Annotated in this window: 16 protein-coding genes; 12 read left to right on the forward strand and 4 right to left on the reverse strand. The window is 68.3% G+C overall.

What is annotated here, in order from left to right:
* Nucleotides 1-17 precede the first annotated feature (17 nt).
* Both AC5P65_RS04720 and AC5P65_RS04725 read right to left on the reverse strand, forming a co-directional pair.
* Entirely contained in the window at nt 18-2,534 is a 2,517-nt protein-coding gene (locus AC5P65_RS04720) for an ABC transporter permease (protein ID WP_021203456.1), read from the reverse strand.
* Nucleotides 2,531-3,178, reverse strand: coding sequence for an ABC transporter ATP-binding protein (locus AC5P65_RS04725; protein ID WP_495215453.1), 648 nt, complete (start codon nt 3,176-3,178; stop codon nt 2,531-2,533). The genes AC5P65_RS04720 and AC5P65_RS04725 overlap by 4 nt, the downstream gene beginning before the upstream one ends.
* 75 nt (nt 3,179-3,253) lie before the next feature.
* Here AC5P65_RS04725 and AC5P65_RS04730 point away from each other — a divergent pair, with 75 nt between their 5' ends.
* From AC5P65_RS04730 to AC5P65_RS04740, 3 genes are all read left to right on the forward strand, one after another.
* Nucleotides 3,254-3,898 (forward strand): arylesterase, encoded by a 645-nt coding sequence (locus AC5P65_RS04730; RefSeq protein WP_019661105.1) that lies wholly within the window; start codon nt 3,254-3,256, stop codon nt 3,896-3,898.
* An 87-nt stretch (nt 3,899-3,985) separates the two neighbouring features.
* Complete coding sequence (locus AC5P65_RS04735; protein ID WP_002811889.1) at nt 3,986-4,699, forward strand: response regulator transcription factor; 714 nt, start codon at nt 3,986-3,988, stop codon at nt 4,697-4,699.
* A gap of 153 nt (nt 4,700-4,852) precedes the next feature.
* Nucleotides 4,853-6,124 carry a sensor histidine kinase gene (locus tag AC5P65_RS04740; protein WP_019661107.1) on the forward strand — a complete coding sequence of 424 codons (1,272 nt, stop codon included), beginning with the start codon at nt 4,853-4,855 and terminating at the stop codon, nt 6,122-6,124.
* Nucleotides 6,125-6,217: 93 nt separating this feature from the next.
* On the opposite strand, the gene AC5P65_RS04745 is transcribed toward AC5P65_RS04740, so the two are convergent.
* The gene (locus AC5P65_RS04745; protein WP_019661108.1) at nt 6,218-6,919 is read right to left on the reverse strand and encodes an SGNH/GDSL hydrolase family protein; all 702 of its coding nucleotides are present in this window, start codon (nt 6,917-6,919) and stop codon (nt 6,218-6,220) included.
* A gap of 212 nt (nt 6,920-7,131) precedes the next feature.
* Here AC5P65_RS04745 and AC5P65_RS04750 point away from each other — a divergent pair, with 212 nt between their 5' ends.
* The 9 genes from AC5P65_RS04750 to AC5P65_RS04790 all read left to right on the forward strand — a co-directional run bounded on the left by AC5P65_RS04750 (nt 7,132) and on the right by AC5P65_RS04790 (nt 14,491).
* Nucleotides 7,132-7,527, forward strand: a complete 396-nt coding sequence (locus AC5P65_RS04750) for a diacylglycerol kinase (protein ID WP_019661109.1) — start codon at nt 7,132-7,134, stop codon at nt 7,525-7,527.
* A 33-nt stretch (nt 7,528-7,560) separates the two neighbouring features.
* Nucleotides 7,561-8,310, forward strand: a complete 750-nt coding sequence (locus AC5P65_RS04755; protein ID WP_019661110.1) for a TerC family protein — start codon at nt 7,561-7,563, stop codon at nt 8,308-8,310.
* Between the two features lie 226 nt (nt 8,311-8,536).
* Nucleotides 8,537-9,697, forward strand: a complete 1,161-nt coding sequence (locus AC5P65_RS04760) for an MFS transporter (RefSeq protein WP_111097998.1) — start codon at nt 8,537-8,539, stop codon at nt 9,695-9,697.
* A 561-nt stretch (nt 9,698-10,258) separates the two neighbouring features.
* Nucleotides 10,259-10,879: a LemA family protein gene (locus AC5P65_RS04765; RefSeq protein WP_012510094.1), complete on the forward strand. Its 621-nt coding sequence runs from the start codon at nt 10,259-10,261 to the stop codon at nt 10,877-10,879.
* Nucleotides 10,880-10,882: 3 nt separating this feature from the next.
* Nucleotides 10,883-11,770, forward strand: a complete 888-nt coding sequence (locus tag AC5P65_RS04770; protein ID WP_021203181.1) for a TPM domain-containing protein — start codon at nt 10,883-10,885, stop codon at nt 11,768-11,770.
* Nucleotides 11,770-12,264 carry a TPM domain-containing protein gene (locus AC5P65_RS04775; protein WP_134732208.1) on the forward strand — a complete coding sequence of 165 codons (495 nt, stop codon included), beginning with the start codon at nt 11,770-11,772 and terminating at the stop codon, nt 12,262-12,264. The genes AC5P65_RS04770 and AC5P65_RS04775 overlap by 1 nt, the downstream gene beginning before the upstream one ends.
* A gap of 51 nt (nt 12,265-12,315) precedes the next feature.
* Nucleotides 12,316-13,203 carry a prolipoprotein diacylglyceryl transferase gene (lgt, locus tag AC5P65_RS04780; RefSeq protein ID WP_134732206.1) on the forward strand — a complete coding sequence of 296 codons (888 nt, stop codon included), beginning with the start codon at nt 12,316-12,318 and terminating at the stop codon, nt 13,201-13,203.
* Entirely contained in the window at nt 13,200-13,994 is a 795-nt protein-coding gene (locus AC5P65_RS04785; protein ID WP_111099037.1) for a thymidylate synthase, read from the forward strand. Before lgt ends, AC5P65_RS04785 begins: the two co-directional genes overlap by 4 nt.
* Nucleotides 13,995-13,999: 5 nt before the next feature.
* On the forward strand, nt 14,000-14,491 hold the full coding sequence (locus AC5P65_RS04790) for a dihydrofolate reductase (RefSeq protein WP_111099038.1): 492 nt from the start codon (nt 14,000-14,002) through the stop codon (nt 14,489-14,491).
* A gap of 335 nt (nt 14,492-14,826) precedes the next feature.
* On the opposite strand, the gene AC5P65_RS04795 is transcribed toward AC5P65_RS04790, so the two are convergent.
* Nucleotides 14,827-15,849 carry a symmetrical bis(5'-nucleosyl)-tetraphosphatase gene (locus AC5P65_RS04795; RefSeq protein ID WP_021203186.1) on the reverse strand — a complete coding sequence of 341 codons (1,023 nt, stop codon included), beginning with the start codon at nt 15,847-15,849 and terminating at the stop codon, nt 14,827-14,829.
* Between the last annotated feature and the right edge of the window lie 13 nt (nt 15,850-15,862).

Below are 15,862 nucleotides of genomic sequence, written 5' to 3' on the forward strand. Positions count from 1 at the left end.
AGCGTGTCACGGTCGCCTCAGGCCTCGCGCAGCGCCAACGCCGGCGGCGTATGCAGGATCGCCCGCGTACCCCACCAGCCCGCCAGCAGGCTCAACCCGATGCCGACCACGCCGCCGATCAGCAGGCCCGGCCACGGCGGCAGCAACGGCAGCTCGAACACCTTCTGCGACACCGCCACACCGATCGCTGCGGCCGCGCCCACCGCCAGCATCGCCGCCAGCGTGCCCAGTGCGCCGAACTCAACGAGCACCGCGCCACGCAGCTGGCGCCGGGTCGCGCCCAGCGTGCGCAGCACCGCGCTGTCGTAGCGGCGCTCGCCCGCCGTGGCCTGCAGCGCCGCCAGCAGCACCAGCACGCCGGCCAGCAGGCTGAACACCATCACCAGTTGCACCGCCTGCGCCACGCGCTCCATCACGTCGCGCACCTGCGAGATCACCGCGTCCACGTCCAGCAGCGACAGGTTCGGCTGCGCGCGCACCAGCTCGCCCAACCCGGCCGCGTTGCCGGACGGCAGATGGAAGGCCGACAGCAGGTTGTGCGGCGTATCGCCCACCGCATTGGGGTTCAACAGCACGAAGAAGTTCGGCCGGAAGGTGTTCCAGTCGGCCTTGCGCACACTGGTGACGGTGAACTCGCGCTCCTGCTCGCCTACTGAAATGGTGATGCGGTCGCCCGGATACACGCCGTAGCGCTTGGCCCAGCCGATTTCAACCGACGCCTCCGCCGCCGTGCTGTCGGGCGTCCAGAAGGTGCCGTTCATCAGCGTGTTGGCCGGCGGGAAGCTGCTGCGCCAGCTGAAGTTCAACGGCCGGTTCTCGTCGTCGTCATCGCGCTGGGCTTCGCCTGACGCCGGCTGCCCGCTCTGGTCCGGCGAGCGATCCACGCGCAGCGGCGGCTTGCCGTTGATCGCGATCAGGCGACCGGTCGCCATCGGTTCGATGCTGGCGTCGTTGGCCCCCAGTCCGCGCAGCGCGGCCAGCACGCTGTCACGCTGTCCGGGCTGGATGTTGATCAGGAAGTAGTTCGGCGTATCCGCGGGCAGGCGTTCGCGCCACTGCTGCAGCAGGCCGGGGCCGGTCACCGCCAGCAGCAACAGCGCGCACAGCGACAGCGACAGCCCGACCAGCTGCATCACCGCCAGCATCCGGCGCCGGGTCAGCGCCGCCAGGCCCAGCCGCCAGTGGCCGTGCAGACGGTGCTGCAGGCCGCGCAGCAGCTGCAGCAGCACGAAACCGACCACGCCGGCCGCCACCGCCAACGCGGCCAGGCCGCCCAGCACCCATAGCGCCAGCTTGAGATCACCGGTCACCTGCACCGCCAGCAGCAGGCTGGCCGCCAGCGCTGCTACGTAGGCCAGCAGCGAGGCCGGGGGCAGGGCGGCGAAGGAGCGGTTGAGCACGCGCATCGGCGGCACCCCGCGCAGGCGCAGCAGCGGCGGCAGGCCGAAACCGAACAGCAGCAACAGGCCGATGCCGGCGCCGGTCAGCGCCGGCATTGCCTCGGGTAGCGGCAACCGCTGCGGCACCAGGCTGCCCAGTACCTGCACCAGGCCTTCCTGCGCAGCCATGCCCAGGCCGATGCCGAGCGCGCAGGCCGGCACCGCCAGCATCAGCAGCTGCAGCGCCAGGCCCAGCAGGATGTCGCGCTGGCGCGCGCCCAGGCAGCGCAGGATCGCCACCTGGTCGATGCGGCGCAGCGCGAAGCGGTTGGCCGCCAGCGCGGTGGCCACACCGGCCAGCAGCACCGCCAGCAGCGCGCTCAGGCCGAGGAAGCGCCCGGCCAGATCGAACGCCTGGCGCACGCCGCGCTGGGTGTCGTCCACGCTCAGCAGGCGCAGGCCCTTGACCTGCGGCAGCAGCCACTGGCGCAGGGCGGCAACCTGATCGGCCGGTCCGGCAAACATCAGCCGGTAGTTGATGCGGCTGCCGGGGCCAAGCAGGCCTGTGCCTTCCACATCGGCGCGGTTGACCAGCAGGGTGGGGGAGAGCGTCAGCAGGTCGCCACCGGTATCCGGTTCGGCCTCGATGATGCCGGCGATGCGCAGCGTGCCGGCGCCGAATTCGAGGTCATCGCCGGCTTTCAGCCCCAGTCCCTGCAACAGGCGCGGGTCGGCATAGGCCTGGCCCTTGGGCGGCATGCCGGCATCGGCGATCAGGGCGCCGCCGGGTGTGGCCCGCACCCGCAGCGTGCCACGCAGCGGATAGCCCGCCTGCACCACCTTGATGCTGGCCATCTGGCTGGCATCACCGTTGAACAGCACGCTGCCGAAGCTGGCGATGCGGGTATGCGCCAGGCCACGCCGTTGCGCTTCGTCGGCGAATGCCTGCGGCGGATCATCGCGCCCGGCGATGCCGAGGTCGCCGCCGAGCATTTCCGCCGCGCTGCCGGTCAGCGCCAGGTTGACCCGGTTCACCAGCGTGCCCACGGCGGTCATCACCGCTACGCCCAGCACCAGTGCGGCGAACACGGTCAGCAGGTCACCGGCCAGGGCCTCGCGACGCAGCGCGCGCCACGCGTGCCGCAGCAGGTTCATGCCTGCGCCCCACGCTCGACCGGCAGCAGGCGGCCATTGTCGATGCGGTGGATGTACTGGCAGCGCTGGGCCAGGCGCAGGTCGTGGGTGACCAGCACCAGGGTGGTGCCGCTGCCGGCGTTGAGTTCGAACAGCAGGTCGCTGATGTGCTGGCCGGTGGCCTGGTCCAGCGAGCCGGTCGGTTCGTCGGCGAACAGGATGCGCGGGCGGGTGACGAACGCACGCGCCAATGCCACGCGCTGCTGCTCGCCGCCCGACAACTGGCGCGGATAGTGGCGGGCGCGATGGGCCAGCCCGACCTGGGCCAGCACTTCATCGACCCGCGCACGGTCTTCGCGCCCGGCCAGTTCCAGTGGCAACGCGACGTTTTCGGCGGCGGTCAGCGCCGGTAGCAGGTGGAAGCTCTGGAACACGAAGCCAACCTCGCGCGCGCGCAGCTGGGCCCGCGCTTCTTCATCGAGGTCGCCCAGGTCCTGGCCCGACAGCGCAATGCGGCCGCGGCTGGGCAGGTCCAGCCCGGCCAGCAGCCCGAGCAGGGTGGTCTTGCCCGAACCGGAGGCGCCGACGATGGCCGCGCTGGTGCCTTCATGGACGGTCAGGGTGATGTTGTCCAGTATGTGGACTTCACCCTCCGGGCCCTGCACGGATTTGCCGACCTGGTCGACGGCGATGGCGACGGGCGCGCTGCGGGGGGACAGGCTGTCGATGAGGAGACTCCAATGCGCAAGACGGGATGGAGCCGGCGAGCCGGCGCGATGGTGGTGCTGCTGCTAGGGTTCCTGCTGTTGCCGGGGCTGGCCTGTGCCAAAGGTCCGGCCCGCACCGTGCTGGTGCTCGGCGACAGCCTCAGTGCCGCCCACAATATCCCTGCCGACGCCGGCTGGGTCAGCTTGCTGCAACAGCGGGTCAGGCAGCAGTCGAAAACCCCGGCGCGCATCGTCAACGCCAGCATGAGCGGCGAGACCACCGCCGGCGCGCTGACCCGCCTGCCGGGCCTGCTGGCGAAGGAAAAGCCGACGGTGGTGGTGATCGCGCTGGGCGGCAATGACGCATTGCGTGGGCTGACCCCGGCGCAGGTGCAGGGCAACCTGGAAAAGATGGTGCAGGCCAGCCAGAAGGCCGGCGCGAAGGTATTGCTGCTGGGCATCGACGTACCGCCCAACTACGGGCCGGCCTATCGCCAGCGCCTGGCTGCGGCCTACAAGGCGCTGGCCACGCAGTACGAGGTGCCGCTGCTGCCCTTCCTGCTGGAGGGCGTGGCCCTGCAGCCGGGCATGATGCAGGCCGACGGCCTGCACCCCACGGCGCAGGCGCAACCGAGGGTGCTGGACAACGTCTGGCCGCTCCTGCGGCCCCTGCTCTGAACGATTTACAACCCTCTTGACGGAACTTCACATCGCGTCCACCGTCGATCCGGCATGTTTCACAAAGCTGAAGTTAGAGGGAATCACATGCGTCAGACGAAGGAGACCTCCGGCTTGGTGCTGGTGGTCGAAGACAACCGCAACATCTCCGAGATGATCGGCGAATACCTGGAAGGTCGCGGCTTCGAAGTCGACTATGCACAGGACGGCCTGGATGGCTACCGCCTTGCGGCGGAGAACAGCTATGACGTCGTGGTGCTCGACTTGATGCTGCCGCGCCTGGATGGCATCGAAGTGTGCCGTCGCCTGCGCAACGATGCGCGCAAGTCCACCCCGGTGCTGATGCTCACGGCACGCGACACGCTGGACGACAAGCTCACCGGCCTCGGGTTCGGCGCCGATGACTACCTGACCAAGCCGTTCGCGATCCAGGAGCTGGAAGCCCGCCTGCGCGCGCTGATCCGCCGCGAACGTCGCCAGGTGGGTTCGGAGGTGCTGAAGGTCGCCGACCTGGTGCTCGATCCGGTCAGCATGCGGGCCACCCGTGCCGGTACCGAGCTGCAGCTGTCGCCGATCGGCCTGCGCCTGCTGACCATCCTGATGCGCGAATCGCCGCGCGTGGTCACCCGCCAGGAGATCGAACGCGAGATCTGGGGCAATGGCCTGCCGGACTCGGACACGCTGCGCAGCCATCTGTACAACCTGCGCAAGATCATCGACAAGCCGTTCGACCGTCCGCTGCTGCACACCGTGCAGAGCGCCGGCTACCGCATTGCCGATATCGCACAGCCGATGGCCTGATCGGGGCCGGGCCGGTGCAGCATCAGGCCCGGCCGGGCAACGACCCCGCATCGGGCACGGATGACCGGCCGGCGCTGCCGCCGGTCAGCGTCCGTGCACGACTACGGCGCAGCGCGCTGCCTATAATCGCAGCGCTCTGACCGGGACCCCGCAATGCCGCACGGCCTGCCGCGCAAGATCCGTATCGCCTTCATCCTGCAGGCAGTCCTGGCCAGCCTGGGCATCCTGCTCGGTGCCTGGCTGGTGTCGCTGGTCATCAAGCACAGCCTGGTCGGCGCCGCCCTGCGCGAGGAAGCGGCCTATTACTGGACGCTGCACGAGGCGTCGCCGGTGCAGCCGCCGCCCAACACCCAGAACATCCGCGGCTACCTGCTGGAAAGCGGGCAGTCGGCGCTGTCATTGCCGGCCAACCTGCGCAACCTGGAGCCCGGCTTCCACGAACTGCCTCAGGATGACCAGCTGGTGCTGGTCGATGTGCGCCCCGCCGGTCGCCTGTACCTGGTGTTCCTGCGTTCGCGTGCGGAGATGCTGGCGTTCTGGTTCGGCATCGTGCCGGTGCTGCTGACCCTGTTGGCGGTGTATGGCGCCAGCTGGGTGACCTATCGGGCTTCCAAGCGCCTGGTGTCGCCGGTGAACTGGCTGGCACGGCGCGTCTCGCGCTGGGACCCGGGCCACCCCGAAGCGGCCGATCTGGAGCCGAACAAGCTGCCGGCGGACATGCAGGGCGAGACCCGCCAGCTGGCGGCCGCACTGCATTCGCTGGCCAACCGGGTCAGCGCGCATGTGGCGCGCGAGCGCAATTTCACCCGCGACGCCAGCCATGAACTGCGCACACCGCTGACCGTCATCCGCGTCGCCAGCGACATGGCCCTTGGCGATGAAACCCTGCAGCCGCGCCTGCGCCGCAGCCTGCAGCGCATCCAGCGGGCTGGCCGCGACATGGAGGCGGTGATCGATGCGTTCCTGATCCTGGCCCGCGAGGCCGATGTCGAACCGCAGATCGAGCTGTTCGACGTCAACGACATCGTCCGCTACGAGGTGGACAATGCCAACGAACTGCTGGGGTCTCGCCCGGTGTCGGTGCACCTGCACAGCGACGGCCCGGTGCAGTTGCATGCGCCGCCGCGGGTGCTGCAGGTGGTGATCAGCAACCTGGTGCGCAATGCCTGCAGCTACACCGACGAGGGGCGCATCGACGTGCATGTGCACAACGACCGGGTGGTAGTGCGCGATACCGGTATCGGCATGTCTGCCGACGCCCTGTCGCGGGCCTTCGAACCGTTCTACCGCGCCGAGCCGAGCCGCCCGCAGGGCACCGGCCTGGGCCTGTCGATCGTGCGCCGGCTGTGCGACCGCTTCGGCTGGAAGGTCAGGCTGGCCAGCGAGCCAGGGCAGGGCACGGAGGCCACGGTCATCTTCCGCTGATCCTCCGACCCCATTGCCCGTGATTCAGTAGATCCACGCCATGCGTGGATGGGGTTGCGGTAGCGCCGGGCCATGCCCGGCGTCCGCAGTCCCTCAGTTGCAGTTGACCTTCGGCGCCAGCGCCTTGGTCCAGATCGCATAGCCGGCCGGGGTCATGTGCAGCATGTCCTCGCGGAACAGCGTTGCATCCGGCTGGCCATCGGTGCCCAGCATCGGCGTGTAGATGTCGGTGAAGCCGGTGTTGGGCAGCGTGGCCAGGGCGGCCTTGATCAGCGTATTGGCCTCGTTGATCGCCGGCAGCAGATGCGCACGCGACGGGCTCGGCTTGATCGACAGGTACTCGACCCGGGTCTTCGGCAGGTCGCGATGCACGCGCTGCACGAAGGCAACCACATCGTCGCGCACCTGCACGGCGCTGCGGCCGCTGTTGAGGTCGTTGTCGCCCGCGTAGAAGAACACCTTGCACGGTGCATACGGCACCACGATGCGATCGGCATACCAGGTGCTGTCACGCACTTCCGAACCCCCGAAGCCGCGGTTGAACACCGGCTGGCCGGGGAAGTCGGTGGCCAGGCTCTCCCACATGCGGATCGAGGAGCTGCCGATGAACTCGATACCGCCACGCGGCGGCGGGCTGGCCTGGTCGGCGCTGGCGAAGTGGGCCATGTCGCTGGCCCAGGCCACGTTGGAGACCTGTTCGGGTACCCGCGGTGACTTGGCCGGGCCCAGGGCCTGGGCAAGGGGGGCGGCGGTCAGCAGGCCCAGCATCAGCAGGCAGGTACGGCGATGGGACATCAGGCGCTCCGGCAGGGTAGGGACGACCATGATAGAAGCTGGGGCAGGTCGAAGCTTGCCCCTGGCAGTCCGTTCACCGGGCCGGTGCCGGGCGGCGGCGGGCGGCCTTGTGGCAAAATGGCGGCCATCTGCCTATTCCTGTGCGCCCATGATCCCCTGCCGTGCGTCTGAGCGGTCGCTGCGCCGCGTCCCTGTTGCTGGATGTTCGCCCCGTGGCTGATCAGTTCGGCCATCTGCCGCGCGGCCCGCGCCGCATCTTCCAGGCCGCCCGCTGGTCCTGGCAGGGCCTGCGCGCTGCCTGGCTGCACGAGTCGTCGTTCCGGCTCGAGGTCTACCTGCTGATCCTGCTGACGCCGCTCGCGATCTGGCTGGGCCAGACGCCGGTCGAACGCGCGCTGCTGATCGGCTCGATGCTGCTGGTGCTTGCGATGGAGCTGGCCAACTCGGCCATCGAAGCGGTGATCGAACGTTACGGCAGCGAGATCCATGAACTGGCCGGCCGCGCCAAGGACATGGGCTCGGCGGCGGTCTTCGTGCTGATGATGAACGTGCTGCTGTGCTGGGCGCTGGTCGTGGTTCCGCACGCGCTGGCCGGCAACTACGGCTGAAACCCCATTCCCCCACTGCCTTGAAGAGTTTCCATGTCCTTTGAGTTCCTCGCCGACCCCAATGCCTGGGTAACCCTGTTCACGCTCAGCGCGCTGGAAATCGTGCTCGGCATCGACAACCTGGTGTTCATTTCCATCGCGGTCAGCAAGCTGCCGGAAGAGCGTCGCCCGTTCGCCCGCAAGCTCGGCATCGCGGTGGCCTGCATCACCCGCATCGCGCTGCTGGTGTCGCTGGCCTACCTGGCGCACATGGCGGCCAACCTGTTCACCGTGGCCGGCATGGGCATCTCCATCCGCGACCTGGTGCTGATCGTTGGTGGCCTGTTCCTGATCATCAAGGGCTGCATGGAGATCAAGGAGCTGATCAGCGGCGGCGAGGATGAAGATCCCAGCACCACCAAGGCCTCGGCCGTGTTCGGCTACGTGATCGCGCAGATCGCGGTGATCGACATCGTGTTCTCGCTGGACTCGGTGATCACCGCCGTCGGCATCGCCGACCACATCCCGGTGATGGTCGCCGCGATCTTGCTGTCGGTGATGGTGATGCTGCTGGCCGCCAACCCGCTGGGCCGCTTCATCGATGCCAACCCGACCGTGAAGATGCTGGCCCTGGCCTTCATCCTGATGATCGGTGCGGTGCTGATCCTGGACGGCCTGGACGTGCACGTGCCCAAGCCCTACATCTACGCCGCGATGGGCTTCTCGGTGCTGGTGGAGTGGCTGAATCTGCTGATGCGCCGCCGCGCCCGCGAGCACAACGTGCCGGGTGCCGGCAACTGGTAAGCGCGCCACAGGCGTGTGAGTCCCTCAGAACCCCCGGCATGCCGGGGGTTCTGCGTTGTGGGGGAGGTTGGCTCTGCAACGGCACTGCGGTTTTTGCACTTTTGGCTGCGTTCCGGCCTCCACTTGTGAATCAGGATCAACAGTGTTTTCCCGGGGCGAGGCTTAATCCGGCGCAGCAAAGCGCGCAGGCTACGCACTCCCGATTCCCGCCCCCCAGGACTCCCCCATGAATTCCAGAGCCGCCTTGCTGGCGCTTGCCGTTGGCGCCTTCGCCATCGGAACCACCGAGTTTGCCCCGATGGGCCTGTTGCCGGTCATCGCCGACGGCGTCGGCGTTGGCATCCCCACTGCGGGCATGCTGATCACCGCCTATGCCGTGGGCGTGATGCTGGGCGCGCCGGTGATGACCCTGCTGATGGGGCGTTTCGGCAAGCGCACCGCGCTGATGCTGCTGATGTCGATCTTCGTCGCCGGCAATCTGTTGTCTGCGCTGGCGCCGAACTACGGGATGCTGCTGCTGTCGCGCCTGGTCACCAGCCTCAACCACGGTGCCTTCTTCGGCATCGGTGCGGTGGTCGCTGCGAGCCTGGTGCCGAAGGAAAAGCAGGCTGCGGCCGTGGCCACCATGTTCATGGGCCTGACCATCGCCAACATCGGTGGCGTGCCGCTGGCGACCTGGGTCGGCCAGCAGCTGGGCTGGCGCCTGTCCTTCGCCGGTACTGCGGCGCTGGGCCTGGTCGCGATCACTGCGTTGGGCTTCGCGCTGCCCGCGTCCGCACCGGGACCGCGCCCGGACGTGCGCCGCGAACTGAAGGCGATCCTGCAGCCGCAGGTGCTGCTGGCCATGGCCACCACCGTGCTTGGTGCGGGTGCGATGTTCACGCTGTACACCTACGTCGCACCGGTACTGACCGAGTTGACCGGCGCCTCCAATGCCTTCATCGCGATGGCGCTGGCCCTGATCGGCATCGGCTTCACCTTCGGCAACGGCATCGGTGGGCGCATGGCCGACTGGTCGCTCGATGGCGCCACCCGTATCCTGCTGGCTGCCCTGGCGGTGCTGATGTTCGTGCTGCCGCTGGCTTTCATGAGCCACGCCACCGCGGCGCTGGGTGTACTGCTGTTCGGCGCGGCGACCTTCGCCCTCGTGCCGCCGCTGCAGATCCGGGTGATGCAGGTGGCCAGCGAGGCGCCGGGCCTGGCGTCGTCGATCAACGTGGGTGCATTCAACCTGGGCAATGCGGTAGGTGCTGCGCTGGGTGGTGCGGTGATCAGCTTGGGACTGGGCTACGCCGCGATTCCGGTGGCCGGTGGCCTGCTGGCCGCGTCGGGCCTGCTGCTGGCATGGCTGGGGCGTAGCCGCACTGCGGTGGCTGAGGCCTGCTGAGTGATATGGGGTTCCGGCAGGGCTTGCAGCCCTGCACCCGCTAAAGGCGAAGGCAACCGCCGAAGCGACAGCAACCGCAACAGCCGGCGCTGGTTTTCTGAGGGTTGGGCGGGGCGGTGTGGGTTGGCAGGACATGCCGTGAACCCATCCATGGGGGCTCGATGGCGCCATCCATGGCGCCAACGGTCCTGCCAACCCGCACCGCCCCACCTCCGACAGATTGCCGCGATCGGTCGGAACGGCGTTCTGCTTTGGTAGGTGTCGACCTTGGTCGACACGAATGCCTGAAGAACCGGCTTTTGCTTTTGATTTTTCTTTTGATCTTCCCGCGGTGCGCAGGAAATTGTCCGTGGCCGGTAGGGTGGGTCGGCTGGGGGCGTGAGCCGCATGGATGCGGCGACCGAGCTTACATGGACGTACTTGCAGCGGCCCCCAGCCGACCCACCCTCCCGGCCCACCCCGAGCTGGCTGGACCACACCGCGGAGGGGGCGGCGCCCGATGGCCGGTCTTTCACCCGAACCATGGCATGCTCGGCGCCAAGCCCACCCGGAACCGCCGCCATGCGCCTGTTCACCCGTGTCCTGCCCCTGATGCTGCTGGCCTCCCTGCTGTCCGGCTGCGGCTACAACGCCATCCAGCAGAAGGATGAGGCGGTCAAGGCCAGCTGGTCCGAAGTGCTCAACCAGTACAAGCGGCGCGCCGACCTGGTGCCCAACCTGGTGCAGACGGTGAAGGGCTTTGCCAGCCAGGAAGAGCGCGTGCTGACCGAAGTCACCAACGCCCGCTCGCGTGTCGGCCAGATCAACGTCAACGCCGATGACGAAGCCTCGCTCAAGCAGTTCCAGCAGGCCCAGGGCGAACTGGGTAGCGCGCTGTCGCGGCTGCTGGTGGTCACCGAGAACTACCCGGTGCTGAAGTCGGACCAGAACTTCCGCGACCTGCAGGCCCAGCTGGAAGGCACTGAAAACCGCATCACCGTCGCCCGTGGCCGCTACATCCAGCAGGTGCAGGACTACAACACCTACATCCGCTCGTTCCCGCAGGTGATCACCGCCAAGATCTTCGGCTACAAGACCAAGCCGAACTTCACCGTGGACAACGAAGCGCAGATCTCCAACGCGCCGGCGGTCGATTTCGGCAGCGCGCCGCAGCAGCAGCCGGCACCGCAGCCGGGCCACTGACCCATGCGCCTGGCCACTGCGCTGCTGGCCCTGCTGCTATGGCTGCCGCTGGCATCGCACGCCCAGCAGCTGGCGCCGGTTCCGGCGCTGGATTCGCCGGTGGTCGACACCACCGGCACGCTGGATGCCGCGCAGAAGCAGGCGCTGGTACAGCAGGCGCTTGACCTTCAGCAGCGCAAGGGCAGCCAGCTGCAGGTGCTGGTGGTACCCACCACCCAGCCGGAAGACATCGCCCAGTACACCACGCGGGTCTTCGACCAGTGGCAGATCGGCCGCAAGGGCGTGGATGACGGGGTGCTGCTGGTGGTGGCCAAGGACGACCGGCGCGTGCGCATCGAGCCGGGCTACGGCCTGGAAGGCGCGATTCCCGATGCCATCGCCAACCGGGTCATCCAGGAGTACCTGGTGCCACGCTTCCGCAGCGGCGACTACGCCGGGGGCATCACCGATGCCACCGCCGTGCTGGTCAAGCTGATCGATGGCGAAACGCTGCCCGCACCGGTCAGCGGTCATCGCGGGCGCGAGCCCGGCGGTGGCGGCGACACCTGGTTCCTGGCGCTGTTCATCGGCGTGTTCGCCGGCAGCATCCTGCGCGGCGTGTTCGCGCGCGTGCCGCGCCCGCTGCGTGGCCTGCTCGGCGGCGCTGGCGCAGCCGTGGCGGCGTTCCTGTTCACCTCCACCCTGCTGGCCAGTGGCCTGGCCGGCGTGGTCGGCCTGATCGTGGCGATGCTCTCCGGGCATCCGGGGCGCTTCGCCGGTGGCGGAGGCTGGGGCGGTGGCAGCTGGGGCGGCGGGGGCGGTTTTGGCGGAGGCGGTGGATTCGGCGGCGGAGGCGGCTGGGGCGGCGGCGGTGGCCGTTCCGGTGGCGGTGGTGCTTCGGGAGGCTGGTGATGATCCAACGTCTGTTCCGCCATGTATGTTCGCCGTCGGTACGTCGCGCGTTCCCGCCAGCCACGCTGCAGGCGATCACCGAGGCCATCGCCGCCGGTGAGCAGCGCCACGGCGGTCAGGTGATGTTCGCTGTGGAGGCCGATCTGCCTCTGTCCGCGTTGTGGCACAAGGTCACCCCGAGGCAGGCCGCCGAGCATGCCTTCGCACGCCTGCGCACCTGGGATACCGCCCAGAACAACGGCGTGCTGATCTACCTGCTGCTGGCCGACCATGCCATCGAGATCGTCGCCGACCGCGGCCTGCATGGCCGGGTCAGCCCGGCGCAGTGGCAGCGGGTCTGCACCCATCTGCGCGAGGGCCTGCGTGGTTCCAATCCGGTGGAAGCGCTGCAGGATGCCATCGACGAGGTTTCCAGCCTGATCGAAGGGCACTTCCCGGCCTCGACGCGGTCGAACGATGACGCGTTGCCGAACTCGCCCCAGCTTCTTGGTTGAGCCGGGGCGGCACTGGCCCGAGAATAGGCGTTCAACCGCAAGGCACCTTCCATGATCTATTTCCACGACATCGACCCCATCGCCCTCTCGCTGGGGCCGATCAAGGTGCATTGGTACGGCATCATGTACCTGCTGGGCTTCACCGCTGCCTGGCTGCTGGGACGCACGCGCATCGCCGCCGGTCGCCTGCCGGGCGTCGACGCCAACGGCTTCTCCGACCTGCTGTTCTACGCCATGCTCGGCGTGGTGCTGGGCGGGCGCATCGGCTACATGCTGTTCTACGCGCTGGGCGATTTCCTGCACAACCCGCTGCTGCTGTTCAAGGTATGGGATGGCGGCATGAGCTTCCACGGCGGCCTGCTGGGCGTGCTGGGCGCCTGCTGGTGGTGGTCGCGCAAGCACCGCCTGCACTTCTTCGACACCATGGATTTCATGGCGCCGCTGGTGCCGCTGGGCCTGGGTTTTGGTCGCATCGGCAACTTCATCGGCGCCGAGCTGTGGGGCAAGTACACCGACGGTACCTGGGGCGTGGTGTTCCCGTCGGGCCTGCCGGCGCCGCTGAACCAGTTGGACCACGCCACCTTGCAGGCGCAGTTCGCCACCGGCGCGCTGAACCAGTTCGCGCGCCATCCCTCGCAGCTGTATGAAGCGCTGCTGGAAGGCCTGGTGATGTTCGTGGTGCTGTGGACGGTCTCGGCCAGGCCGCGCCACCGCTACCTGGTCGGCGGCCTGTTCGCGCTGATGTACGGCCTGTTCCGCTTCGCCGTCGAATTCGTACGCATGCCCGACAACGGCGTCTACGTGGCCTTCGACTGGCTGACCCGCGGCCAGATCCTCAGCCTGCCGCTGATCGCCTTCGGCCTGGTGCTGCTGGTGATGTCGCGCCGCGCACCCGTGCTGCAGCCGCAACCGGTGATGGCTGCGGAGGGCAAGGCATGAAGGCCTACCTGGATCTGCTTGCGCATGTGCTGGAACATGGCGCGGAGAAGGGTGATCGTACCGGCACAGGCACCCGCAGCGTGTTCGGCTGGCAGATGCGCTTCGACCTCAACAAAGGCTTCCCGCTGGTCACCACCAAGAAGCTGCACCTGCGCTCGATCATCCACGAGCTGCTGTGGTTCCTGAAGGGCGATACCAACATCGGCTACCTGAAGGACAACCAGGTACGCATCTGGGACGAGTGGGCCGACGAGAACGGCGATCTCGGCCCGGTCTACGGCAAGCAGTGGCGCAGCTGGGCCACCGCCGATGGCCGCGAGATCGACCAGATGCAGTGGCTGGTGGACGAGATCAAGCGCAACCCCGATTCGCGCCGGCTGGTGGTCAGCGCCTGGAACGTGGGCGAGCTTTCGCAGATGGCGCTGATGCCGTGCCACAACCTGTTCCAGTTCTACGTGGTGGACGGCAAGCTCAGCTGCCAGCTGTACCAGCGCAGCGGTGACATCTTCCTCGGCGTGCCGTTCAACATCGCCAGCTATGCGCTGCTGACCCACATGGTGGCGCAGGCCACCGGCCTGGGAGTGGGCGACTTCGTGCACACGCTGGGTGACGCGCACCTGTACTCGAACCACTTCGAGCAGGCCCGCGAGCAGCTGGCGCGCGAACCGCGCGCGCTGCCCAAGCTGTGGTTGAACCCGGAGGTGACCGACCTGTTCGGATTCCGGTTCGATGACATCCGCATTGACGGCTATGACCCGCACCCGGCGATCAAGGCGCCGGTGGCGGTGTGAGTGCCATGAAGCTGTCGATGATCGTGGCGCTGGACCGCAACCGTGGCATCGGCCAGGGCAATGCCATGCCCTGGCACCTGCCGGATGATTTCAAGCACTTCAAGGCGCTCACCTTGGGCAAGCCGATCCTGATGGGGCGCAAGACGGCCGAGTCGATCGGCCGCGTACTGCCGGGGCGCACCAACCTGGTGCTGACCCGCAGCGGCCAGGTGCCGTTCGCGGGCATGCGCGCGGTGGCGTCGCTGGACGAGGCCAAGGCGATTGCCGAAGGCGAGGGCGCCCGCGAGCTGTGCATCATCGGCGGCGGCGAGATCTTCCATCAGCTGCTCGACCAAGCCAGCGACCTGTACCTGACCTGGGTCGATGCCGAAGTGCCTGCCGATACCCATTTCCCCGAAGTCGACATGCGGGACTGGCGGGAAGTCAGCAGCGAGCCGCACCCGGCCGACGAACGCCACGTCTACGCGTTCCGCTTCGCGCACTACGTGCGCCGCTGATCGCGCAAATACCAACGAAAACACCGACGGGGATATCGACGGGGATATCGACGGGGTAGAGTCGACTGTTAGTCGACTGCTCTCGGCGGCCCCCCGAAAAACCCGCGCTGCGCGCGATAGTCGACTGACAGTCGACTCTGCCTGGGCTGTCGCTACGGCATCCGGTAATGCCCGATGATGGCGTGCTGGAACCGCGGGTCCTCTTCGCGCGTGCTGCGCCCAGCGGCGAAGACGCGCAACGGCTGCGATGGACCGTGGGCGGTGCTTCCACCGCCGGTGGTGGCCGGGCCCGGAGTGGGCAGCGGCACCCGTCCATGGTGCCGGGAACGATCAGGTCACGCCTGCGGCGGGGCCCCGTTGTTGCCAGGGCCTGCGGAGCCGCCCCCACCGCCGCCACGGCGACGACGGCGGCGCGGGCCACGGTTGCCCGGGTTGGGGGCCGCGGCGTTGGCCCCGCCCGGATCCCTGCCCTGCGCCGATGCAGCCGGGCGCTCGCGTGCTGGTCGCGCTGGCGTGCGTGCGTTGGGCACGGGTGCGGGGACATCGCGGCCCGGCACCTGCACCACGCGCAGTTCATCGGTATCGAGCTGGATCGCGGTCAGCTTGCCGCCCCAGACTGCGCCGGTGTCGATGGCATGCACGCCCTGGGTGATGGTCAGGCCCAGCGCCGACCAGTGGCCGCAGACGATCTTCAGGTCGCGCTCGACCCGGCCTGGCACTTCGAACCAAGGGTACAGTCCCTGTTCCTGCGTGCCCGGCGTGCCCTTGTCCTCGATGCCGATGCGCCCGCGCGGGGTGCAGTAGCGCATGCGGGTGAGCACATTGATGATCGCCCGTGAACGGTCGTAGCCGGACAGGTTCGGCGCCCAGCTCGGCTTGTCGCCGTACATGTTGCGGAACAGCTTGCGGTAGCCGGCACCGTGCAGTTGCGCCTCGACCTCGGCGGCATGCTTTTCGGCCATCTGCGTGGTCCACTTCGGTGCCAGGCCGGCGTGCACCATCATCCAGCCCAGCTCGCGATCCACGTGCACCAGCTTCTGCAGGCGCAGCCAGTCCAGCAGTTCGTCGCGGTCCTCGGCCTGCACGATGCGCAGCAGGTCCGGATTGACCTTGCGCTGTTCCTCTTCGGTGCGTGCACCGACGGCCAGCAGCGAAAGGTCATGGTTGCCCAGCACCACCACGCTGTGCCCGCGCAGCGAATGCACCAGCCGCAGCGTTTCCAGCGACTGGCCACCGCGGTTGACCAGGTCGCCGCAGAACCACAGGGTGTCCTGCGCCGGGTCGAAGCGGATCTTCTCCAGCAGGCGCTGGGTGACGTCGTAGCAGCCCTGCAGGTCGCCGATCGCCCACACACTCATCGTCCGGCCTCCG

The sequence above is a fragment of the Stenotrophomonas sp. YJH_SMC_48-3 genome, assembly GCF_059369375.1.